Source organism: Martelella alba (assembly GCF_006516955.1).
GTDB classification, from domain to species: Bacteria; Pseudomonadota; Alphaproteobacteria; order Rhizobiales; family Rhizobiaceae; genus Martelella; species Martelella alba.
Map to the genome: position 1 here is coordinate 374,032 of NZ_VHLG01000003.1, position 20,891 is coordinate 394,922.

Below are 20,891 nucleotides of genomic sequence, written 5' to 3' on the forward strand. Positions count from 1 at the left end.
TGCCTTATGGCGGGGCAGGGAGCAATTGGCGGGAACCGGCCTAAGACCCGGCCCGAAAGACGAGGTGGAGCAAATGAGCCTTGAAAAGCCCGAGAGCGGGGAAAGCTATCTGACCAAAGGTGACGTGGAGATCACCCGCACGCGGCGTTACGTGCCCTATGGCAGCGCGGTTTCCAACTATATCGAGCGGCTGGATGAGCGGCGCGGCGTGGTCCTGTCGTCCAATTATGAATATCCTGGTCGCTACACCCGCTGGGATACGGCGGTGATCGATCCACCGGTGGCTGTGTCCTGTCTCGGGCGGACCATGTGGCTTGAGGCCTTCAATGGCCGCGGCGAAGCGCTGCTTGGCATGATTGCACCGGTTGTGGAGGCGCTGGATGCGGTGACGATCACCGGCACGAGCGCGCGCCGTATCGATCTCAAGGTTGCCGATCCTGACCGTCAGTTTACCGAGGAAGAGCGCTCCAAGGCGCCCACCGTTTTCACCGTATTGCGGGCGATTGTTGAGCTTTTCTATTCGGAAGAGGATGCAAGCCTCGGGCTTTACGGGGCATTTGGCTATGATCTGGCCTTCCAGTTTGATGCCATCACACTCAAGCTTGAACGCCCGTCGGATCAGCGCGACATGGTGCTTTATCTGCCTGACGAAGTGATGATGGTCGACAATCATGCTGCCAAGGCCTGGATCGACCGGTATGAGTTCAAGAAGGACGGTCTGGCGACGGCCGGCAAGGACGGCGAAATCGCCGCAAATCCGTTTCACTCTTCAAACAGCGTTCCGCCGCGCGGCGATCATCGACCGGGCGAATATGCCGAACTGGTGGTCAAGGCCAAGGAAAGCTTCGTGCGTGGCGATCTCTTCGAGGTCGTGCCCGGCCAGCAGTTCATGGAGCGCTGCACGTCGAAACCATCGGCGATTTCCAAACGGCTGAAATCGACCAATCCCTCGCCCTATTCCTTCTTCATCAATCTGGGCAATCAGGAATATCTGATCGGCGCGTCGCCGGAAATGTTTGTCCGGGTGACCGGGCGCCGGGTCGAGACCTGCCCGATTTCCGGCACCATCAAGCGCGGCGAGGATCCGATTGCCGACAGCCAGCAGATCCTGAAACTTCTGAACTCGGTCAAGGATGAATCCGAGCTGACCATGTGCTCGGATGTGGACCGTAACGACAAGAGCCGCGTCTGCGAGCCAGGATCGGTCAAGGTTATCGGCCGTCGCCAGATTGAAATGTATTCACGGCTGATCCATACCGTTGATCATATCGAAGGGCGTTTGCGGCCCGATATGGACGCGTTTGACGCCTTTTTGAGCCATGCCTGGGCTGTGACCGTCACTGGCGCACCGAAGCTTTGGGCGATGCGCTTCATTGAAAATCACGAGAAGAGCCCACGCGCATGGTATGGCGGCGCGATAGGCATGGTCGGCTTCAATGGCGACATGAATACCGGTCTGACGCTCAGGACCATTCGGGTGAAGGATGGCATTGCCTCCGTGCGGGCCGGTGCAACGCTGCTTTACGATTCCAATCCAAAGGAAGAAGAGGCCGAGACGGAGCTGAAGGCCTCAGCGATGCTCGCCGCCATCCGCGAGGCGGAAACGGTGAGCGAGGCGCCAGCAGTTCGCACGGTTGCCCGTGTGGGCGAGGGTGTGAAAATCCTGCTGGTCGATCATGAAGACAGCTTCGTTCATACGCTGGCCAACTATCTGCGCCAGACAGGCGCCACGGTTTCCACCGTACGCTCTCCGGTGGCTGAAGAAACGCTTGACCGGATCAATCCGGATCTCGTTGTGCTCTCGCCCGGACCGGGGTCGCCCAAGGATTTCGACTGCGCGGCCACGATCAGGAAGGCGCGCGCACGCGGCCTTCCGCTCTTTGGTGTCTGCCTTGGCCTGCAGGCGCTGGCGGAAGCCTATGGCGGCTCGCTGCGCCAGCTCGCCGTTCCCATGCATGGCAAGCCATCCCGCATCCGCGTGCTGGAGCAGGGGCGGCTGTTTGCCGGCCTGCCGAAGGAAATCACGGTCGGCCGCTATCACTCGATCTTTGCCGATGCCGTGGCCCTGCCGAAGGAATTCATGATCTCGGCAGAAACCGATGACGGTATCGTCATGGGGATCGAGCATGAAAGCGAACCCGTGGCCGCCGTTCAGTTCCACCCGGAATCGATCATGACCCTTGGCGGGGATGCCGGCATGCGCATCATCGAAAATGCGGTGATGCGGCTGGCGCGGCCCGCAGATGAGACGGCAAGCGCGGGGCGGAAGGCTGTCGGCCTCTAAATACCGCCAAAGGCAGAAATTGAGATATTGAAGGCGGCGGAAATTGCATCTTCGCCGCCTTTATGCCTATAAGCGGGCGCGCCGGACAGGGGCCGGCGAAGCGATCGAAAAATATCAGGCAGACAGAGATGACAGAGACTGGCAGAAGCACAATCAGCCGGCTGGCGCTGGCCAGTATTCCGATTGCCGTGGCCGTCTTTGCAATCAAATTCCTGGCCTACTGGCTGACCGGTTCGGTCGCACTTCTGTCTGATGCGCTGGAATCGATCGTCAATGTCGTGGCTTCGATTGCTGCCTATATCGCCATCGTCTACGCCGCCAAGCCGGCCGATCACGATCATCAGTTCGGGCACTACAAGGCCGAATATGTATCGGCGGTGCTTGAGGGCGTTTTCATTATCGTCGCAGCGCTGCTGATCGTGCGCGAAGCGGTCGGAGAGCTGGCGCACCCGACCATGCCGACATCCGTCACGCTCGGTCTTGGCGTGAATATCATCGCCAGTGTGATCAATGGGGTCTGGGCCTATCTGCTGATTGCCGAAGGCCGCAAGCGCCGCTCTCCGGCGCTGGTGGCCGACGGGCAGCATATCCGCACCGATGTGGTCACCTCTGTCGGTGTCGTCATCGGCCTTGGTCTGGCGCTGGCGACCGGCTATCCGATCTTCGATCCGCTGCTGGCACTTCTGGTTGCTGCCAACATCCTGTTCGAAGGCTGGAAGGTGATTTCCTCTTCGATGAGCGGGTTGATGGATAGTGCGCTGACGGGTGATGAAGAAGACGATATCCGCGCGGCCATTGCCGCCAATGCGGAGGGGTCGATCGGGGTTCATGACCTGAGAACCCGGCGCGCCGGCCCTGCGGCCTTTATCGATTTTCACCTCGTCGTGCCGATTGATATGAGTGTTGGCAAGGCACATGAAATCTGCGACCGGCTTGAGGCGGCCATCAAGACGGCCATTCCTGGCGCAAGCCTGGCCATCCATGTCGAGCCGGAAGGGGTAAAGCCCCATGGCGTGCGGGTGCGGATCTAGATCACCGGGCGTCCTTTTGGACGCAGCAAGACGCTCTATTTTAGTGAATCTACGCATCGTTCTTTTCGAAAGTCGATCCCGATTTTCGAGCCGATGCGCTAGGCCGGGCCGTTCCAGGAGAAATGGCCGCTGCTGTTGCAATTGAAACTTGAGAGGACAAGCTCATGGTCAAGACAGATGTTTCCGGGCTTTCCCAGCTCGGCCATGCCGTAGAGGCACCGGCAAATCCCGAAGATGCAGTGATGGAGAAGGTACCGTTCAGCCAGGCTGGTACGGATTTCGTTGTCCGTTTCACCGCGCCGGAATTCACCTCGCTTTGCCCGATGACGGGGCAGCCGGATTTCGCTCATATCGTTATTGATTACATTCCCGGCGAATGGCTGGTGGAATCGAAGTCGCTGAAACTGTTTCTCGCCTCGTTCCGCAATCACGGTGCCTTTCACGAGGATTGCTCGATCTATATCGCCAAGCGGATTGTTGAATTGCTCGATCCGAAATGGCTGAGGATCGGCGCCTATTGGTATCCGCGCGGTGGCATCCCAATCGATGTTTTCTGGCAGACGGGCACGCCGCCGGAAGGCGTGTGTCTGCCGGATCAGGGCGTTCAGCCCTATCGCGGGCGTGGGTGAGTCTCACACACGGGTACGGAATCAAAAACGCCGCGCGGCAAAACCGCACGGCGTTTTCTTCTGGAAGGTGGTGTCGCTCAGGCCGCCATCATGGCAATGCCGGCAAGCGCCGTTGCACCGCCGAGAATGCGCGAAAGCGTGGTGCCGCCAAAGCGGTTGAGGCCGATGCCGATGCCAAGGCCTGCAATGTGAAGCAGGGCGGTGCCAACCATGAAGCCGAGGCCGAAGCGGATGGCGCCAGCACCGCCAAGCTCGGAGCCATGGGCATAGCCATGGAATAGGGCAAAGACAGCAACCACAGCGGCCGAAACCGGCGTCGGCAGCTTTACGGCGAGCGCCACCAAAAGGCCAAGGCCGACGACGGAAGCGAGGATTGCCGGTTCGACAAAGGGCAGGTAGACGCCGGAAAGTGCCAGCGCAAAGCCGATCCCCATGGTCGCGACGAATGCTGCCGGAACCGCCAGCATGGCCCGTCCGCCGATCATCGAAGCCCAGATACCGACAGCGACCATGGCCAGGATATGGTCGGCGCCGAAGAGCGGATGCGAAACACCGGCCATGAAGGAGCCGTGCTCTGCGGGGTTGAGATGGGCAAAGGCCGGCGCCGTGGCGGCGGCGAGGATGAGTGCGGACAAGGCGATGCGCTTGAACATGGTTCCCTCATTTTGTTGTCAGGGCACCCTGATTGGTCATCAGGGGCAATGCGTGCCCATGCGGGCTTAAGTAAGGTTATGGAGCCAAGATTAGCGATCCGGCGTCCGTCCTGTCCATACGCAAATTCGCGCAGTTGCGCTTTTGCAGCCCTCAGGCCCGTCAGTGCGAAATTCCTTTGTCATCAGCAATTGTTTTGTCGCGCCGGAGGCATTAAGTCGGGAAGTGCAACATTCAGTTTCGGAGATGCCGCATGAACGACGAAGACGAAGACGACAAGAAGACTGAACTGCCCCTGGGCAAGGAAGCGGAAGCCAATCTGTTCAAGTCGCGGTCCATCTTCATCTATGGGCCGATCACGCAGGAGCTGGCGCAGCGGGTTTGCTCGCAGCTCGTTGCCATGGCGGCCGTCAGCGACGACGATATTCGCGTTTTCGTCAATTCGCCGGGCGGTCACGTAGAATCGGGCGATTCGATCCACGACATGATCAAGTTCATCAAGCCGAAGGTCACGATCATCGGTTCGGGCTGGGTCGCCTCGGCTGGCGCGCTGATCTATGTCAGCGTTCCGAAAGAGCGTCGCATCTGCCTGCCGAACACCCGCTTCCTGCTGCATCAACCCTCCGGCGGTACCCGTGGCATGGCGTCCGATATCGAGATCCAGGCGCGCGAGATCATTCGCATGAATGAGCGGCTGAACAAGATCTTTGCTGAAGCAACCGGCCAGACGGTTGAAAAGATCACCCATGATACGGATCGCGACTACTGGCTTTCCGCTGATGAAGCGATCGGTTACGGCCTCGTTTCGCGGATTGTTTCCAGCCAGGCTGATCTCTGAGGCGTGCCTCGGTCATCTGTATGAATTCAAACCCCCGTCCCTTGAGGGGCGGGGGATTTTTCGTGGCGGGACAGAAGATGGTCCATAGCTTTGGGTAAAACCACGCCTGGTTGCTCTCTTCTGACATTACCAGCCTTGCAATGCCTGCGCGCATTTGATCTTTGTTGATCCTCCTTGTCGCTTGTTGCCTGGTATTCCAATGCTGAAAGATTTTTCCCTTCAGGGCCTTTTCATGGGGCTGCTGGTCGCCTTTGTCGGTTTTGCCAGTTCCTTTTCCGTTGTTCTGCAGGGGCTAGCCGGTGTCGGCGCTTCGCCGGCGGAGGCCGCATCGGGCCTGATGGCGCTTTCGATCGCCATGGGGCTGAGCGGCATTCTGATTTCCGCTGTCACGCGCATGCCGGTCAGCATCGCCTGGTCGACCCCGGGGGCGGCGCTTCTGGCAACGGCAGGCGTGCAACAGGGCGGTTTTGCCGATGCGGTGGGCGCCTTCCTCATTGCCAATGTGCTGATCATCATTGCCGGGCTGGTGCGCCCCGTCGGCCGCGCCATTTCCGCCATTCCCGCGCCGATTGCCAATGCCATGCTGGCCGGTGTTCTCTTAAGCCTCTGCCTGGCACCGGTCCAGGCTGTGTCCTTCAGTCCGCTGCTCGGTCTGCCGATCATTCTTGCCTGGGCTGTTGCCGGGGCCTTCAATCGCCTGCTGGCGGTTCCGGCAGCGCTTCTGGCCTTCGCGCTGGTGGTCATCTTCGGGGTCGATATTCCCGATGGTGCATGGGCCGGCATTGCCGAACAAATGGTGCCGCGCTTTGTCTGGGTGACGCCGCATTTCTCTTTGCAGGCAACCATCGCTGTCGCCCTGCCGCTCTTCATCGTTACCATGGCCTCGCAGAATATTCCCGGCATCGCGATCCTGAATATCAATGGCTATCGGCCTGAAGCCGGACGTCTGTTCTCGCTGACGGGCCTGTTTTCCGTCGTATCCGCGCCCTTTGGCGGTCATGGCATCAATCTCGCGGCAATCACGGCGGCCATGTGTGCCGGGCCGGATGCCAGTGCCGATCCGCAAAAACGCTACTGGTCCGCGATCATTGGCGGCGCTGGCTATGTTCTGCTTGGGCTGTTGAGCGGGCTGGTCGTTGCCCTTGTCAGTCTTGCGCCGACAATCCTGATCGAAGCCGTGGCAGGTCTTGCCCTGATTGGCGCATTGGGGGCATCGGCCATGGGCGCCTTCAAGGAGCCTGATGCGCGCGAAGCCGCTGCGGCGACCTTTCTGGCTGCCGCTTCGGGGGCAAGCTTCTTCGGTATTTCCGGTGCCTTCTGGGGGCTGGTCGCCGGTCTTGCTGTGATGGGTATGAAACGTGGCGTTGAAAAAATGAAGGCCGGATAGTGAATAGGGATTGCACGGCGCGGACGTTCATTGCCAATTCATGGTAAAGAAAATATGACTTTAAACTGTCTTCAGGAATAAACGGTTCCAAACGATCACATGGGGGTGAGATTGGTTTCGAAGCTGTTGAAAATTTTAAGTGTTTGCGCTGTCACAGCGATGCTGTCGGGTTGCGTTGTTGAATCGGGCGTTGGCGTTGGTGTTGACTATGGCTGGGGCTATATGCCCTATGGCGAATATTCTCCCTTTTATGCTGGTAATCCTTATCCTTGGCTGGTGCCGCCGGGGCAGCCCTGGCCCGGACACGGGCCGGATCCACGCCCTGGTCATCACCCACCCGGGCCGAATGGTGGGAGACCGCCCGGGGGGGCGCGGCCGGGTGGGCCGGGCGGCGGGCCGCGCCCGCATGTGCCAATGGGGCCGGGGCCGGAAATCCCGCATGGTGCGGGTGGTTTCCATGGTGGCAATTTCGGTGGTGGCAATCTCGGCGGTGGTCGTATTGGCGGTGGCGGCTTCCATGGCGGCGGCGGCTTTCATCGATAATAATATCGCTGGTGCAAGGCGGTGTCGGCTGCCTTGTTCCGCCGGTTTGCCTCAGTTTTTGCCTGTTTTCTGACGTTTCTGCCCTATGGTTGTGCAGCCTGTTCCAAAATTCGGATTGCAAAGCTGACCGCTTGCGGCTATGAAGCCTCTCATGAACACGTTGACGAACCAGTTTCCGGCCTTTATGCCGCCTGCGGTTGATACCGCCGGCGCCGGTTCTGACGTTCTTCAGACGCTCCTTCTTCTCGACCTTACGCGCGGTTGCCGGGTCCGTTGAGGAGCGCCCGGCGGCCGAAACCGCCTGGGCTTATAAAGCGCTCCTCGCTGAAATCTCCTGAAACAGAATTTTAAGAGACTGATCCGGTCCGGCACAGATATGTGCATGTGACACCGGGCGCATCGAAGGACGAGAAAATGAACAAGAGTGTCAATATCATCCGCAAGGGCATGCCTTCCGCTTCCAGCAAGTACCAGCCTTACGGACAGATCAACCTGACCGATCGCACCTGGCCGTCGAGGCGGATCGACAAGGCGCCGATCTGGTGTTCGGTCGATCTGCGTGATGGCAATCAGGCGCTGGTTGATCCGATGGGCCATGATCGCAAGGCGCGCATGTTCCATATGCTGCTGGATATGGGCTTCAAGGAAATCGAGATCGGTTTCCCCTCCGCCTCGCAGACGGATTTCGACTTTGCCCGCTGGTGTGTGGAAGAAAGTGGCGTTGGCGACGATGTCTCTCTGCAGGTTCTGGTGCAGTGCCGGCCGGAGCTGATCACCCGCACATTCGAGGCGCTGGAAGGCGCCAACAGGCCGATTGTCCATTTCTACAATTCCACCAGCGAGCTGCAGCGCCGCGTTGTCTTTGGCAAGGATGTTGCCGGCATTCGCCAGATTGCCGTCGATGCCGCCAAGATGATCACCGATATGGCGGAAAAGGCTGGCGGTGGCTATCGCTTTGAATATTCACCGGAAAGCTTTACTGGCACGGAGCTGGATGTGGCGCTGGATGTCTGCAATGCGGTGATCGCCGAGGTTAAGCCGACGCCCGACAACAAGCTGATCATCAACCTGCCTTCGACGGTCGAGATGTCGACGCCGAATATCTATGCCGATCAGATCGAGTGGATGTGCCGCAATCTGGACAATCGCGAAAACCTGATCATCTCCGTTCATCCGCATAATGACCGTGGAACGGGCATTGCTGCTGCCGAGCTGGGGCTGATGGCTGGTGCCGACCGCGTTGAAGGCACGCTGTTTGGCAATGGCGAGCGTACCGGCAATGTCGATATCGTCACCCTGGCGCTGAACATGTTCACGCAAGGGGTCGACCCGGAACTGGATTGCTCCGATATCGAGCGAATGAAGGCTGTCTACGAATATTCCAACCAGATGGTGATCCCTGAGCGTCACCCTTATGTCGGCGAGCTGGTCTATACCGCCTTTTCCGGTTCGCATCAGGATGCCATCAACAAGGGCATGAAGGCGATCCGCGTTGCCAACAAACCGCAATGGGAAGTGCCGTATCTGCCGATCGATCCGCAGGATGTCGGGCGTAGTTATGAGGCGATCATTCGCATCAACTCGCAGTCCGGCAAGGGCGGTATCGCCTATATTCTGCAGCAGGACTACGGCATTCACATGCCGCGTGGCCTGCAGGTGGAGTTCCGCGAGCATATCCAGAAGATCACCGATGAAGAGGGGCGCGAACTGCCCTCGAGGCGGATTTACGAAGAGTTCATCAACTATTATGTTGAGCAGCCGGAAGCCCGGATTAAATTCGTCGATCATCACACCTATCCGCAGGGTGATGCCAGGGGCGTGCGTATGGTGACGGCCGAGATCACCGATGGCGGTGTCACAAAGCGCATTGATGCCCAGGGCAACGGCCCGGTCGACGGATTTATCAATGCGCTCTCGTCCTATCTGGGCGTGAAGCTGAGTGTTGCCGATTATTCGGAGCATTCCATGCATGAGGGCTCTGACGCCCGGGCGATTTCCTATGTTGATGTCGCCTATGCGGGCGGTCATCTCTATGGCGTCGGCGTTAACACCAATATCGTAGCCGCATCGCTGGAAGCGATCGTTTCCGCTGCCAACCACATTTTGAAGATGCGTGCGGCAGATTGACCGCTATAAATGGTGCAGGACTGAAAGACCCCGGCTGGCAACAGTCGGGGTTTGTCATGCTGGCAAAAGCGATGAAGAGTTGGATGCTTCAGAAGCTCAGATAGGCCGATTTGGCGATTTCAGAAATTTCGGCATCTGAAGAGGGGGCGACCACGGCGTAGAGCGCTGCATTTCCCTGCCACCAGGCAATGCCGAGATCGTCACGGATTGTCTCGTTGATCTCGGTGATCGGATGATCCTTGGAGGCAGATCGGGCGATGGCGAAAACCGAAAAGGATTCTCCGCTTGGCTTGCGGTAGAAAAGTTCGGCGCCGGGCAGCCGGTTGATCGAGATGATCCTTACGCCTTCGAAAATGACGTTCTTGTCCGCAAAGGCCGGGATCTGCATATCCAGTCCGGTCGTGCGGTTCATGAGATCATGAACGGTAGCCGGATCATCCGGCCCGACATCCATCAACGGCTTGTAGCCGCGTCCGAACAGCCTGAAGGAAACGCAGATTTCATCCAGCCAGTCGATACCATTCTCAACCGGAAGGCTGAGATTTGGCGTTGCCGGTACGGTTTCACGCGATACGCCAAGGCCGATTGCCGCCCCCATGCCGAGGCACAGAAACGCCACCAGCCCGGTCGCCAGAAGGGCGCGGCCGGAGCGTCGTTTCGTATTTTTGATTCTGCGCTCAGAAAGTGCGACGTCCATATTCCAAAGCTCAAAGTCCGGAGGCGCTTCAGGCGGGCTCACGTCCGGATCATCATTGTTCCCGTATCACTTGTTGCGCTGATATTGGCCTCGCTCTTGGATTCGGGCAAGAGCCTTTCGATATCATTTTTCATGATATCATTCAGCACACGGAAACATGGCAAATTCGGGTCGACCTGTGAAAAAAACTTGCGTCAATATCGGATTTCTCCCCATATTTCTTGCAGTTCTGACTGTCACACGAAACAGTACATTGCATGATATCCAGCGATGGGAATCGGAGCGCCCGTTGTTTTTTGTATTCCGCTCCGCTGAAGCTGCTGCATGGCAGCTCAAACGATTTGGTTGGTTATGACTGAAGTTTTGCAGGGAGCTGCTGCCACTCGCCAGGCACTGATCTCCACGGCGCTCAAACTATTTGGCGAGTTCGGCTATAATGCGGTGTCCACCCGGCAGATCGCGGATATGGCCAATGCGAATATAGGTAGCATTGCCTATCACTTCGGCGGCAAGCCGGGCCTGATGCGGGCTTGCGCCAAATATGTCATCGCAGTGATGGAGCAGCAATTCGGTCACTCCGCTCTCGATCCCATCCCTGAGGATATCACCCGGGCGGAGGCGCGTAAGGAATTGCTCGACAGTCTGCCGATCCTGATCACCAAGATCACCGATCGTCAGGACGCAGAGCAGATTTCGGCCTTCATGATGCGTCATATCTCCCAGCCGGGCGAGGCCTATGATATTCTCTATGAAGAATTTCTGCAGCCTTTGCAGATCCGGCTTTCGACGCTGATCGGCCGTGCAACCGGCCGCGATCCGGCAAGCGAGGAAGTGCGGGTGCTCACCTTCACCATGATGGGACAGTCGACCTATCTTCGTCAGTGCAAGCATACGGTCAAGCGCAGCCTTGGCTGGGAACAGCTTGGTCCCGACGAGGGCAAGATGCTGCTCAAGGTGCTGGAGACGAATTTCAACGCGCTGATCGACGCCTATAGCGTCGATTGAGCGTAAGCGCGCATTCAGGGTCATGGCCAGGCATAGCGAAATTCATTTTCTGCTTCGAAGATACCGCTGTCGCCCGACAGGCCGTGACGGGTGCAGGTGAAGCTGTAGGCACCGGCCGTCCCGGCAATTCTGATCAGATTGAATGCGGAGGGCGGTTTTTTCCCGCCTGGCCCCTGACCGGCAGCGGCAATACCGATCACCGGTGTCTTGCCTCTGGGCGTCTCGATAAAATTGATCGTGTTCAGATGGGTGTGGCCGTGTAGCACAAGCTCGCAACCGCCCGTGGAGATGGCGGCGGCGAAACGCCTTATGCCGATGAGGCGTTTGTGGCGGCTGGCGGCGCCCTTGATCGGTGGATGGTGGATCATCACCACCCTGAACAGGCCTTCCTCACCGGCTTTCTTCAAAAGCTCCGCCGTCGCGCGCGCCTGCTTTTTGCCGAAGGTGCCGATGGCGAGGAAAGGCGGTGAGGCAATCGCGCTGGAGCAGCCGATCAGCGCCACCGGTCCGCGCCGCCTGATATAGGGGAAGAACTGCTGTTCGTCGCGACGGCTGCGCGGCTGGGCGGCATCGCCCGCCATGAACGGGCGCCAGGCCTCATTCACGCGCGCATAGGCACCAGCAACATAGGCATCGTGATTGCCCGGAATCAGCGAAACTTGGTGTGGGTCGCCAACGCTTTCCAGCCATCGGGCAGCATTGTCGATTTCCGTGTGGGTTGCAAGGTTGACCAGATCACCGGTGATGGCGAGATGATCGGGATGCTGGTCGGCAATCGCCAACAGCAATTGCTCGACCGTGTCGCCCTTGTGGTGGCGCGCCCGGTTTCTGTGCCAGTTGATATAGCCGGTAATCCGCTTGGAGAAGAGCTCGCGCGGCGACACCCGCGGCAACGGGCCAAGATGGGCGTCGGAAATATGGGCCAGAGTGAACATGGCCTCTGTCATAACGATGCGATTGCGTTGCGGCAAGCTCGCTCTGCCGTGTCGCAGGTACGGTAAGGGACTTGACGGATCTTGTAATAAGGATATTTAATATCCTTAAGGATGTATAATATCCTTAATTAAGATCAGGAGATAACGATGACACGCCCAGACTATCAAAAACTCGCGCCGGATCTGGTCAAAGCCTATTACGGCTTCAGCGCCAGAGTGACAGGTAAATCCGTTGAGCCCACGACCAGGCATCTGATCGATCTCAGGATTTCGCAGATCAACGGTTGCGCCTTCTGTACCGATATGCACAGCAAGGAGGCAAAGATTGACGGGGAGGGGGAGCTGCGGCTCTACCATCTGCCTGTCTGGCGTGACTCTCCGCTGTTTTCAGCGCGTGAGCGTGCGGCATTGGCCTTTGCCGAGGCACTGACCGAGATTGCTGGCCATGATGAGATCGATGCAGCCTATCAGGCGCTGCAGGCAGAATTCAGCGATGCCGAGATCGCAGAATTGACCTTCATGGTGGTATCGATTAACGGGTGGAACCGTATTGGAATTGCCTATCAGAGTGTTCCGGGATCGCTTGACGCACTTTACGGTCTCGATAAGGCCGGACTGGGATTGGATGCAGCTTAGAAATCAGGTCGAATGGGTCTTGCATTGTGCGGCGGTTCTGGCTGGCGCACCGTCGCATGTCTATCTGCCGACAAAAACCCTTGCCGCATTTCACGGCATTCCAAAGGAATATCTGTCCAAGGCCTTGCAGGCACTGTCGCAGGCGGGACTGGTGGAAAGCACACTAGGCCCGTCTGGTGGCTATCGTCTGGCAAAGCCGGCTGACGATATTTCATTTCTGGATGTTGTCGAAGCCGTCGAAGGCAAGGCGCCGCTGTTTGCCTGTCGCAATATCCGCGACAATAATCCATGCTTGCCCAAGGGCCACTGTTCGACCGGGATCTGTCCGGTCGCTCGTGTCATGCTTGCCGCTGACCGCGCTTGGCGCGACAGCCTGGCCGCCGTCAGCCTGGCGACACTGAGACGCGACGTCGAGGCCGACGTCGCGTCCGATATTCTGAAGTGTAGCGCCGATTGGCTGGAGCAAAACCGCTAGAGTGCCTCACGCCCGTGCGGCGCATCGAGATCCATCAGCGGCCCCATCGGCACGACGCCGGTCGGGTTGATGGTCTTGTGGGAGCCGTAATAGTGGCGCTTGATGTGGTCAAAATTCACCGTCTCTGCGACACCCAGCACCTGATAAAGCTCGCGCAGATAGCCATAGAGTGCCGGATAGTCGGCAATGCGCTTCAGATTGCATTTGAAATGACCGACATAGACCGGGTCGAACCGCACCAGCGTCGTGAACAGGCGCCAGTCGGCTTCGGTGATCTGGTCGCCGACGAGATAACGCTGTTTCGAAAGGCGGTCTTCCAGCGCGTCAAGCGCCGTAAACAGCTTGGTCACATGTTCCTCATAGGCGGCCTGGGTGGTGGCGAAGCCTGACTTGTAGACACCGTTATTGACCTTGTCATAGACCAGCGCATTGATTTCATCGATCTCGCTGCGTAGCGCTTGCGGGTAGAAATCCAGCCTGTTGCCAGTGATGCCGTCAAAGGCGGAATTGAACATGCGGATGATTTCCGCCGATTCGTTGGAGACGATGGTTTTGGTCTTTTTGTCCCACAGGACAGGCACTGTAACGCGGCCGGTATAGTCGTCTGCAGCGGCCTTGTAGACCTGCCAGAGAAAGTCGGCGCCATTGATCGGATCGTCGGTGCCGCCATCGCGGTTTTTGAATTCCCAGCCATTTTCCAGCATCAACGGATCAACGATGGATAGACCGATGAGGTCTTCAAGGCCTTTCAGCTTGCGGAAGATCAGCGTGCGATGCGCCCAGGGGCAGGCAAGTGACACATAGAGATGATAGCGGCCGGCTTCTGCGGCAAAGCCTGCTTTTCCGGTCGCTCCGGCAGCGCCATCGGCGGTCAGCCAGTTGCGGAACTGAGCGTTTTCACGCTTGAAATGTCCGTTTGTTTTCTTGGTCTCGTACCAGACGTCTTTCCAGACGCCGTCCACCAGCAGGCCCATGGTGCTCTCCTTTCTTTATCATTCTGGGGGAGAGATACGGTCTTTGTGGCAAATTGCCAGTCCCCAATTTCTTGACACTGTGTTGCGTCCTGTTCCGAGGCATTGCGATTTGCCGCTAAAAAGTCTGGACCCTTGGCCGCTTTCCTGCTAGAGGCAACAGACTTCATGACAAAGGCCAATTGATGCTGCTGAACCTGCGACGACGCTGAACTGGATGAGACGGGGCTTTCCAGGCCTCGAATGAGTTTTGCGCGCCGAAAACAGGTTATTTCCGACATGACAGCCGATTTGCATTATTGCGCCGAACAGGCCTCCCACGACATCGAAATCGAAGAGATCAACGACGAGGCCTTTGGTCCCGGACGGTTTACCCGTACCGCAAGCCGGATCCGCGAACAGGGCGCGCATGACATGGATCTTTCCTTTGTCTGTCTCTGTCAGGACAAGGTGATCGCCTCCGTGCGGATGACGCCGGTCTGGGCCGGCCAGGCGGCCGGGCACATGCTTGGCCCGCTGGCCGTCAGACCCTCCTTCAAGAGCCAGGGAATTGGCCGGCGTCTGGTTGCGATCGCGACCGAAGCGGCGGCAAAGGCTGGCTCTGAAGCGGTGATCCTGATTGGCGATGCACCCTATTACGGCCCCCTCGGCTTCAAGCCCATCATCCCGCCGACATTGCTTCTGCCCGGCCCGGTCGATCCGCGCCGGATCCTCGCCTATCCGATTGCCGCCGATGTCGGCAGCCGGATGGTCGGGATGATGCGCTGGCGCGGCTGAGCTGCAACCATAACGTTGCGTTGGTGCGGCTGTGCCGCAGCCATAATGTTTCTTTGGTGCCGCTATGCCGCACCGGCCCGGTCAAGGCTTCCGTCTCAGCGCCGTCCTTCCCGCCACCAGCTTGCCGAAAGCGCCAGTAACAGAAGCGCAATGCCGAGGAAACCGGCAAAGAGCGGCAGGGTGTGGATGCTTTTCAGGACGGTATCGCTTGTCATATGAACAGGAATGGCATTGCCATCGGGCGCCCGCAGCGCGCCTGACACAATCCGCAAGGGGGGCACGGAGATTGCTGCACCATCAGGGCTGAGCCTTGTTGTGATGCCATTGCTTGCAGCACTCAATGGCGACAGCGTTTGCGTGGTTGAGATCATTGCCCTGAATTCCGGGGCATTCGGATCACCGATATTGATCAGCCTTTCAAGATCACCGTTGTCGATGGTGAAGAGGCCGGTCTCGGTCAGATCTGTTTCGCCGCGATAAAGTCCGGGTTCGGCCTCGTCAAGCGGCAGCTGGATCGTCGCACCTGTTGGCGTATGGATGATCGCCGGTCCCGGTGCTGCACCCATGGTCTGGCGCGTCACCGTCAGATGCCGGCCATCGGCCTTTGCCGTCAATGCCTCGTCTTCGAGTGCCGGTTCTTTCATCAGCCAGTGGGCAATGCGGCGATAGAGCTGCGCATAGGGTCCGCCGCCTTCGAAGCCACGGGCCCAGAGCCAGCCCTGATCGGACAAAAGCTCCGCCACGCGTCCATCCCCCACCTTGTCGAGGACAAGAAGCGGTTTGCCATCAGCCGTCATCACCGTCTCGCCGGCCGCCGCGCTGACATCGATGGCACGGAACCAGCGGCCCCAGTCGGGCGGTGTCGATGCGGATCCGGGCAGGTCGCGGGTTACGGGATGTTTACGCCCGAGATCGGAAAGTTCCGGATAGTAGCCGCCCGTGGCGACGTTCCCGCTCGGGATCGCTGGCAGGACGCTTGAAAGCGGTGTCGCCGCGATCGATTCCGGTCCGGCGATTTCCGGACCCGCGGCGACCAGAAGCGCACCGCCCTTGCGCACATATTGGGCGATATTGTCATAATAGAGCAGCGGCAGCACGCCGCGATTCTGGTAGCGATCGAGGATGATCAGGTCGAAATCATCGATCTTGTCGTTGAACAGCTCACGCGTGGGAAAGGCGATCAGCGACAATTCATTGATCGGCGTGCCATCCTGTTTTTCCGGCGGGCGCAGAATTGTGAAATGGACGAGATCAACCGAGGCATCGGATTTGAGAAGGTTTCGCCAGGTTCTCTCGCCGGCGTGGGGCGAGCCGGATACCAGAAGCACACGCAGGTTCTCGCGGATACCCTCGACCGTCTCGACGGCGCGATTATTGACATTGCTGAGCTCGCCGGGGATCGGGTCAACGGAAAGTTCGATAATGTTGCTGCCGCCATTGGGCACGTTGAATGTCAATGTTGTCGGCTCACCCGGGCGAACGCGCATCGTTGCGATGACATCGCCATTGACCCTTGCCGTGACCGTTGCCGCAGCCGTTTCATCCGCCGGGATCGCGCCATCGTCAATGACACGGAAGGCGATGGACTGATCGTCACCGACAAGGCCGAAACGCGGGGCTTCGTCAATGGCAATGCGCCGGTCGAATTCATCCGGCTTGCCGGTAATCAGGGCGCTGAGCGGTGCTTGATCGCCAAGAAGGGTGTTGTTGTCGGGAATATCGTCGATTTCGCCATCGGTGATGAAGATGGCACCGCCGAGCCGGCTCTGCGGAACATCGCGAATGGCATCGGCAAGCGCGGTGAAGGCGCGCGTCGAGGCCGAACCGTTTTCCTCCGATGTCGGAACATCAATGATGCGCGGCTCGATCAGCGGCTGGGCCTCAAGCTCTTTCTGAAGTGCGGCAAGCGCCGCGTCGCTCTGCTTTTGCCGTTCACCGAGCTTCTGGCTCTGGCTGCGATCAACGACGACCGGAACAATGGTTGGCAGCGGCGAGCGCTCCTCGCTGGAAAGCGTCGGGTTGGCAAGCGCCGCAATGATCAAAAGCCCGGAAAGGGCGCGCAGTGTCGTGCCTTTCAGGCGGGCGAAATAGCCGGCGCCCGCGACAAGCGCGACAATAACGATGGCGCCGATAAGGAGCGGCAGCGGCAGAAAGGGTGAAAAGGCAAGCTGCATTACTGGCCGAGCCTTTCGAGAAGAGCCGGGACATGAACCTGATCGGCCTTGTAGTTTCCGGTCAGCATATACATGACGATATTGACGCCGGCGCGATAGGCGAGAACACGCTGGCGCGGATCCGGCGGAATGGTGGGCAGCATCGGCGTGCTGTCATCATTGATGGCCCAGGCGCCGGCGAAATCATTGCCGGTGATGATGATCGGTGACACGCCGTCTCCGCCCATGGAGCCGGAACCGGGCCCGGCAAGGGCCGGATCGCTGCCGCCTTCGGCCTCGACCCAGAGCGGCGAGCCATCATAGCGCCCGGGGAAATCATCAAGCAGATAGAAGGCGCGCGTCAGCACATGGCCTTCCGGCACAGGCTCCAGCGGCGGCACGTCGATGGAACTGAGGATCTGCCGCAGGCGCTGGGTATTGGCGCTGGCGACATTGCTGCCAAGCGGCGAATACTGATCGCGCGTATCAAACAGAACCGTGCCGCCATTGCGCATATAGGCGTCGATCCGGGCAATGGCTTCCGGGCTTGGCATGGGGGCAGTGGCGGAAATCGGCCAGTAGATCAGCGGATAGAAGGCGAGCTCGTCCTTGGCGGGGTCAATGCCGACGGGATCTCCCGGTTCGAGCGCCGTGCGGTAGGAAATGAACTGCGTCAGACCTTCCAGTCCGCGTTTGGAGATCGTGTCGACGTCATCTTCGCCGGTGATCACATAGGCAAGGTGGGTTTCATCAAGCTGTGCCATGATGACGGCGTCATTCTCGCTGGATGTCTCATTGGCATGGGCGGTCTGCGGCTGGACAAGACCGGCAAGCGGAACCAGAGCGGCAATGAGTGCCATCGAGGCCGCCTTGCCGATACGACGCGAAAAGGCGCCATTCATGAAAAGCATGATCAGCCCGTCAGCCAGAAGCAGGAGAAGGGCGGTGCCCAATAGCCAGGGTTTGAGCGGGATTGTCGGTGGCCCTTCGATGAAACCGGTGCTGGCGGAAGGTGACAGGGCGCTGGCGTCAAAGGGTGAGAGCTGGTCGTCTGCTCCGAAAAGATTGAGCGCAACAAAGCCATCGGCACTGCCGTAAAGGCCGGGCGGATTGTCCTTGCTGGCAACCGGCCTGGCGTCAGCGCTGATGGCAAGCGGCTTGGCATTGGCCGTGTCGGTGGAAAGCGCGCCATCGGCCGAAAGCAGGCGATAGGGTGGTAATGTTCCGCTGTCCCCGGCGGCAAGGGCACTTCCCTGCGACAGTCGGATCACCCGGCGCAGCATTTCGACAAAGAAGCCCGAGATCGGCAGGTCGGACCAGGTCGCATCGGCCGATGTGTGAAACAGGACCAGCCGGCCGGTGCCGTCATCGGCAGCTGTCACCAGCGGCGTACCGTCGGCAAGGCTTGCCCAGGTGTGCTGCGGCAGTGTGGCGGTGGGTTCTGCCAGGACCTGACGCTTGACTGTGACATCGGAGGGGACCGGCAGTCCGGCAAAGGGGCTGTCGGGTGAAAACGGCGCCAGATGCTGCGGCTCGCTCCAGGACATGGCGCCGCCAAAGGCGCGTGCGCCCTGGCGCAGCTGGACCGGCAGCAGCGTGTCACTGCCATCGCTTGCCGCAAGGCGCGGTCCGGCAAAGCGGATCAATGTGCCGCCGGCCTTGGTCCAGTCTTCCAGCTTTGCATGGACATCGTCAGGCATGGTGCCGATATCGGCAAGGATGATGACCGAAGGTTTGCCAGCGAGCAATTCGTCGACCTGCTCGCCAAGCGTCTGCTTGTGGCTTTCCGTGAGGTCGGCATAGGGTTCGAGCGCCTGCCGGATATAGTAGATCGGTGTCAGCAGTGGCTGGAAATCATTGGTTTCATCACCGGTGATCAGCGCTACGCGGCGGCGTCTGAAACCGTCGTCAACCAGATGAACACCGCCGGCATCGGCCGAACCGTCTATTCTGAGGGTGGCGAAATCATTGCGCAGTTCGAACGGGGCGGACAGCGTGGCAACCGCCGTTGCGGCATCCGCCTCAAAACGGGCATCGGCGCTGGCGATCAACCTGCCTTCCTTGTCATAGGCATTCACGGTTTTTGTCCCGGTCGCACCTGCATGAGCGCGGATCACGGTCACGCGGGTTGCATCGGCATCATTGCGGGCCAGACTGATCGCATCAGGGGCCGCACTGCGCCGGCCAAGCACCAGCGTGGCCGCGGGCTGAAGCGCATTGAGTGCCGTGATGGCTTCGCTGTCGCTTCTGGCCGAAATCTCGTCCGAGATCAGTGCCAGTGTACCGGGTCTGGTTCCGTTCAACCCGTCTGAAAGGTTTTTTGCTGCCTGTTCCCGGTCGGGCCGCAGGGGAAGGGGGCGGGCCGCAGCCAGCCTTTCGCGCGCCGTCGTGGCTGAAACCGGGCTGGCATCGCTGGCCGGGCCAGCGGTAAAGGCAAGGGCGACAGCGAGGTCCTGTTTCTCGGCCTCATCAATCAGGCGTGAGGCGGCGTCAACCCGCTGCTGCCAGTCTTCGGCCGTTGCCCAGCCATTGTCGACGAGGAGAGCCAGCGGCCCGCCGGGGGCCAGTCTGGCGCTTTGCGGGTTTATGAGCGGATCAGCCAGCGCCAGGATCACCAGGGTCAGAAGCAGCATGCGCAACAGCGTCAGCCACCACGGGCTTCTGGCTGGCGTCTCCTCGCGCCTGCCCAGCCGGGCGAGAATGGCAAAGGGCGGAAAGGCTTCCTGTGTCGGACGTGGCGGCGTCAACTTCAGCAACCACCAGATTGCCGGTAGCAAGACCAGCGACAAAAGCACGAGGGGGCTGGCAAAGGCGATGAGGCCCATCAGTTTCGTCCTCCTGCAGCGGTTTCACCGGAAAGCTGGACATGAAGTGCGCTGAGCGCTTCAGAGGCGGGACGGTCTGTATGATGGGTGGCAAAGCTCCAGCCCAGGCGCCGTGCCTCTGCGGCGAGGAATTGCCGGCGCTGCTGATAAAAACGCAGATAATCATCGCGAAGGCTCTCTGCGCGACCAAGCGTCAGACGGCTGCCTGTTTCGGGATCGCGAAATTCGGTACGACCGCGATAGGGAAAGCTTTCCTCCGCCGGATCGGCAATCTCCATCAGATGGCCGCGAATGCCACGTTCGGCCAGCGGCGCAATCCGGGCGATCAGCGCATCCGGCTGATCGAGGAAATCGCCGAAGATCACCATATCGGCATGGTCGCGGATCATCGCCGTTTCCGGCAGGCTCTGCGGCGGGGCAGATGTGAGCGAGAGCGCATGGGCCAGCCGTTCGGCGCCATTGCGATTGGCAACCGGTGTCATCAGGCCGGGCGCGCCGATCCGCTCGCCGGAGCGCAGCAGAAGCTCGGCCAGCGCCAGCATCAGCACCAGCGCGCGTTCCTCCTTGGAGACGGGCGACAATGTGGATCGGAACAGCATGGAGGGCGACAGGTCGGCATGAAGCCAGATCGTGTGGGCGGCCTCCCACTCCATGTCACGGACATAGGCATGATCGTCGCGGGCAGACCGGCGCCAGTCGATCCGCGTATAGCTTTCGCCCTGTGCATAGGGGCGGAACTGCCAGAACTGTTCGCCGGTGCCGCGGCGCTTGCGGCCATGCCAGCCGGCAATCACCGTATTGGCGATCCGCCGCGCTTCAGTCAGGCAATCGGGCATCAGGGCGGCGCGCCGCGCGGCCTCGCTGAGGGCCTTGCCGGCGGTGCTTGGCGTGACGCTGTGTCCAATGGGTGCCACGTGATGACCTGCT

The 20,891-nt window shown here is 59.6% G+C and carries 18 protein-coding genes; 11 read left to right on the forward strand and 7 right to left on the reverse strand.

Annotated elements, in window-relative coordinates:
• Positions 1-73 precede the first annotated feature (73 nt).
• The 3 genes from FJU08_RS08100 (at position 74) to queF (ending at position 3,944) form a co-directional block, all read left to right on the forward strand.
• The gene (locus tag FJU08_RS08100; protein ID WP_141148467.1) at positions 74-2,284 is read left to right on the forward strand and encodes an anthranilate synthase; all 2,211 of its coding nucleotides are present in this window, start codon (positions 74-76) and stop codon (positions 2,282-2,284) included.
• Between the two features lie 128 nt (positions 2,285-2,412).
• The gene (locus tag FJU08_RS08105) at positions 2,413-3,315 is read left to right on the forward strand and encodes a cation diffusion facilitator family transporter (RefSeq protein WP_141148468.1); all 903 of its coding nucleotides are present in this window, start codon (positions 2,413-2,415) and stop codon (positions 3,313-3,315) included.
• A gap of 164 nt (positions 3,316-3,479) precedes the next feature.
• The gene (gene queF, locus FJU08_RS08110; protein WP_141148469.1) at positions 3,480-3,944 is read left to right on the forward strand and encodes a preQ(1) synthase; all 465 of its coding nucleotides are present in this window, start codon (positions 3,480-3,482) and stop codon (positions 3,942-3,944) included.
• A gap of 77 nt (positions 3,945-4,021) precedes the next feature.
• Here the strand turns inward: queF and FJU08_RS08115 are convergent, their stop codons facing one another.
• Entirely contained in the window at positions 4,022-4,597 is a 576-nt protein-coding gene (locus tag FJU08_RS08115) for a HupE/UreJ family protein (RefSeq protein ID WP_141148470.1), read from the reverse strand.
• Between the two features lie 251 nt (positions 4,598-4,848).
• Between FJU08_RS08115 and FJU08_RS08120 the strand changes: the two genes are divergently transcribed.
• The 4 genes from FJU08_RS08120 (at position 4,849) to leuA (ending at position 9,490) form a co-directional block, all read left to right on the forward strand.
• A complete protein-coding gene (locus FJU08_RS08120) occupies positions 4,849-5,433 on the forward strand; it encodes an ATP-dependent Clp protease proteolytic subunit (protein WP_141148471.1) in 585 nt (194 codons plus the stop codon).
• 199 nt (positions 5,434-5,632) lie between these two features.
• Complete coding sequence (locus FJU08_RS08125) at positions 5,633-6,820, forward strand: benzoate/H(+) symporter BenE family transporter (RefSeq protein WP_141148472.1); 1,188 nt, start codon at positions 5,633-5,635, stop codon at positions 6,818-6,820.
• Positions 6,821-6,931: 111 nt separating this feature from the next.
• Entirely contained in the window at positions 6,932-7,363 is a 432-nt protein-coding gene (locus FJU08_RS08130) for a hypothetical protein (RefSeq protein WP_141148473.1), read from the forward strand.
• Between the two features lie 414 nt (positions 7,364-7,777).
• Positions 7,778-9,490: a 2-isopropylmalate synthase gene (gene leuA / locus FJU08_RS08135; RefSeq protein WP_141148474.1), complete on the forward strand. Its 1,713-nt coding sequence runs from the start codon at positions 7,778-7,780 to the stop codon at positions 9,488-9,490.
• Between the two features lie 88 nt (positions 9,491-9,578).
• On the opposite strand, the gene FJU08_RS08140 is transcribed toward leuA, so the two are convergent.
• Positions 9,579-10,187, reverse strand: coding sequence for a hypothetical protein (locus FJU08_RS08140; RefSeq protein WP_141148475.1), 609 nt, complete (start codon positions 10,185-10,187; stop codon positions 9,579-9,581).
• A gap of 351 nt (positions 10,188-10,538) precedes the next feature.
• On the opposite strand from FJU08_RS08140, the gene FJU08_RS08145 reads away from it, so the two are divergent.
• Positions 10,539-11,192 (forward strand): CerR family C-terminal domain-containing protein, encoded by a 654-nt coding sequence (locus FJU08_RS08145; protein ID WP_181409783.1) that lies wholly within the window; start codon positions 10,539-10,541, stop codon positions 11,190-11,192.
• A 20-nt stretch (positions 11,193-11,212) separates the two neighbouring features.
• Here the strand turns inward: FJU08_RS08145 and FJU08_RS08150 are convergent, their stop codons facing one another.
• Positions 11,213-12,127, reverse strand: coding sequence for a metallophosphoesterase family protein (locus FJU08_RS08150; RefSeq protein WP_141148620.1), 915 nt, complete (start codon positions 12,125-12,127; stop codon positions 11,213-11,215).
• A 147-nt stretch (positions 12,128-12,274) separates the two neighbouring features.
• Between FJU08_RS08150 and FJU08_RS08155 the strand changes: the two genes are divergently transcribed.
• Both FJU08_RS08155 and FJU08_RS08160 read left to right on the forward strand, forming a co-directional pair.
• Positions 12,275-12,763: a carboxymuconolactone decarboxylase family protein gene (locus tag FJU08_RS08155; RefSeq protein ID WP_141148477.1), complete on the forward strand. Its 489-nt coding sequence runs from the start codon at positions 12,275-12,277 to the stop codon at positions 12,761-12,763.
• On the forward strand, positions 12,753-13,238 hold the full coding sequence (locus FJU08_RS08160; RefSeq protein ID WP_141148478.1) for an RrF2 family transcriptional regulator: 486 nt from the start codon (positions 12,753-12,755) through the stop codon (positions 13,236-13,238). Before FJU08_RS08155 ends, FJU08_RS08160 begins: the two co-directional genes overlap by 11 nt.
• Here the strand turns inward: FJU08_RS08160 and FJU08_RS08165 are convergent.
• Positions 13,235-14,212: a glutathione S-transferase family protein gene (locus FJU08_RS08165; RefSeq protein ID WP_141148479.1), complete on the reverse strand. Its 978-nt coding sequence runs from the start codon at positions 14,210-14,212 to the stop codon at positions 13,235-13,237. The genes FJU08_RS08160 and FJU08_RS08165 overlap by 4 nt on opposite strands.
• A gap of 276 nt (positions 14,213-14,488) precedes the next feature.
• Here FJU08_RS08165 and FJU08_RS08170 point away from each other — a divergent pair, with 276 nt between their 5' ends.
• Positions 14,489-14,986, forward strand: a complete 498-nt coding sequence (locus FJU08_RS08170; protein ID WP_141148480.1) for a GNAT family N-acetyltransferase — start codon at positions 14,489-14,491, stop codon at positions 14,984-14,986.
• 95 nt (positions 14,987-15,081) lie between these two features.
• Here the strand turns inward: FJU08_RS08170 and FJU08_RS08175 are convergent, their stop codons facing one another.
• The 3 genes from FJU08_RS08175 to FJU08_RS08185 are packed head-to-tail and all read right to left on the reverse strand — an operon-like array spanning position 15,082 to position 20,878.
• On the reverse strand, positions 15,082-17,160 hold the full coding sequence (locus FJU08_RS08175; RefSeq protein ID WP_141148481.1) for a hypothetical protein: 2,079 nt from the start codon (positions 17,158-17,160) through the stop codon (positions 15,082-15,084).
• On the reverse strand, positions 17,160-19,964 hold the full coding sequence (locus tag FJU08_RS08180) for a DUF4159 domain-containing protein (RefSeq protein WP_141148482.1): 2,805 nt from the start codon (positions 19,962-19,964) through the stop codon (positions 17,160-17,162). The genes FJU08_RS08175 and FJU08_RS08180 overlap by 1 nt, the downstream gene beginning before the upstream one ends.
• On the reverse strand, positions 19,964-20,878 hold the full coding sequence (locus tag FJU08_RS08185; protein WP_141148483.1) for a DUF58 domain-containing protein: 915 nt from the start codon (positions 20,876-20,878) through the stop codon (positions 19,964-19,966). Before FJU08_RS08185 ends, FJU08_RS08180 begins: the two co-directional genes overlap by 1 nt.
• Positions 20,879-20,891: the final 13 nt, after the last annotated feature.

Bases quoted from the DNA above. Each gene is read 5' to 3' on its own strand.
- FJU08_RS08145 (WP_181409783.1), top strand. From the start codon at position 10,539: ATGACTGAAGTTTTGCAGGGAGCTGCTGCCACTCGCCAGGCACTGATC.
- FJU08_RS08115 (WP_141148470.1), bottom strand. From the start codon at position 4,597: ATGTTCAAGCGCATCGCCTTGTCCGCACTCATCCTCGCCGCCGCCACG.
- FJU08_RS08175 (WP_141148481.1), bottom strand. From the start codon at position 17,160: ATGCAGCTTGCCTTTTCACCCTTTCTGCCGCTGCCGCTCCTTATCGGC.
- FJU08_RS08100 (WP_141148467.1), top strand. From the start codon at position 74: ATGAGCCTTGAAAAGCCCGAGAGCGGGGAAAGCTATCTGACCAAAGGT.
- FJU08_RS08170 (WP_141148480.1), top strand. From the start codon at position 14,489: ATGACAGCCGATTTGCATTATTGCGCCGAACAGGCCTCCCACGACATC.
- FJU08_RS08160 (WP_141148478.1), top strand. From the start codon at position 12,753: ATGCAGCTTAGAAATCAGGTCGAATGGGTCTTGCATTGTGCGGCGGTT.
- FJU08_RS08165 (WP_141148479.1), bottom strand. From the start codon at position 14,212: ATGGGCCTGCTGGTGGACGGCGTCTGGAAAGACGTCTGGTACGAGACC.
- FJU08_RS08140 (WP_141148475.1), bottom strand. From the start codon at position 10,187: ATGGACGTCGCACTTTCTGAGCGCAGAATCAAAAATACGAAACGACGC.
- leuA (WP_141148474.1), top strand. From the start codon at position 7,778: ATGAACAAGAGTGTCAATATCATCCGCAAGGGCATGCCTTCCGCTTCC.
- FJU08_RS08150 (WP_141148620.1), bottom strand. From the start codon at position 12,127: ATGTTCACTCTGGCCCATATTTCCGACGCCCATCTTGGCCCGTTGCCG.
- FJU08_RS08125 (WP_141148472.1), top strand. From the start codon at position 5,633: ATGCTGAAAGATTTTTCCCTTCAGGGCCTTTTCATGGGGCTGCTGGTC.
- FJU08_RS08120 (WP_141148471.1), top strand. From the start codon at position 4,849: ATGAACGACGAAGACGAAGACGACAAGAAGACTGAACTGCCCCTGGGC.
- queF (WP_141148469.1), top strand. From the start codon at position 3,480: ATGGTCAAGACAGATGTTTCCGGGCTTTCCCAGCTCGGCCATGCCGTA.
- FJU08_RS08155 (WP_141148477.1), top strand. From the start codon at position 12,275: ATGACACGCCCAGACTATCAAAAACTCGCGCCGGATCTGGTCAAAGCC.
- FJU08_RS08180 (WP_141148482.1), bottom strand. From the start codon at position 19,964: ATGGGCCTCATCGCCTTTGCCAGCCCCCTCGTGCTTTTGTCGCTGGTC.
- FJU08_RS08105 (WP_141148468.1), top strand. From the start codon at position 2,413: ATGACAGAGACTGGCAGAAGCACAATCAGCCGGCTGGCGCTGGCCAGT.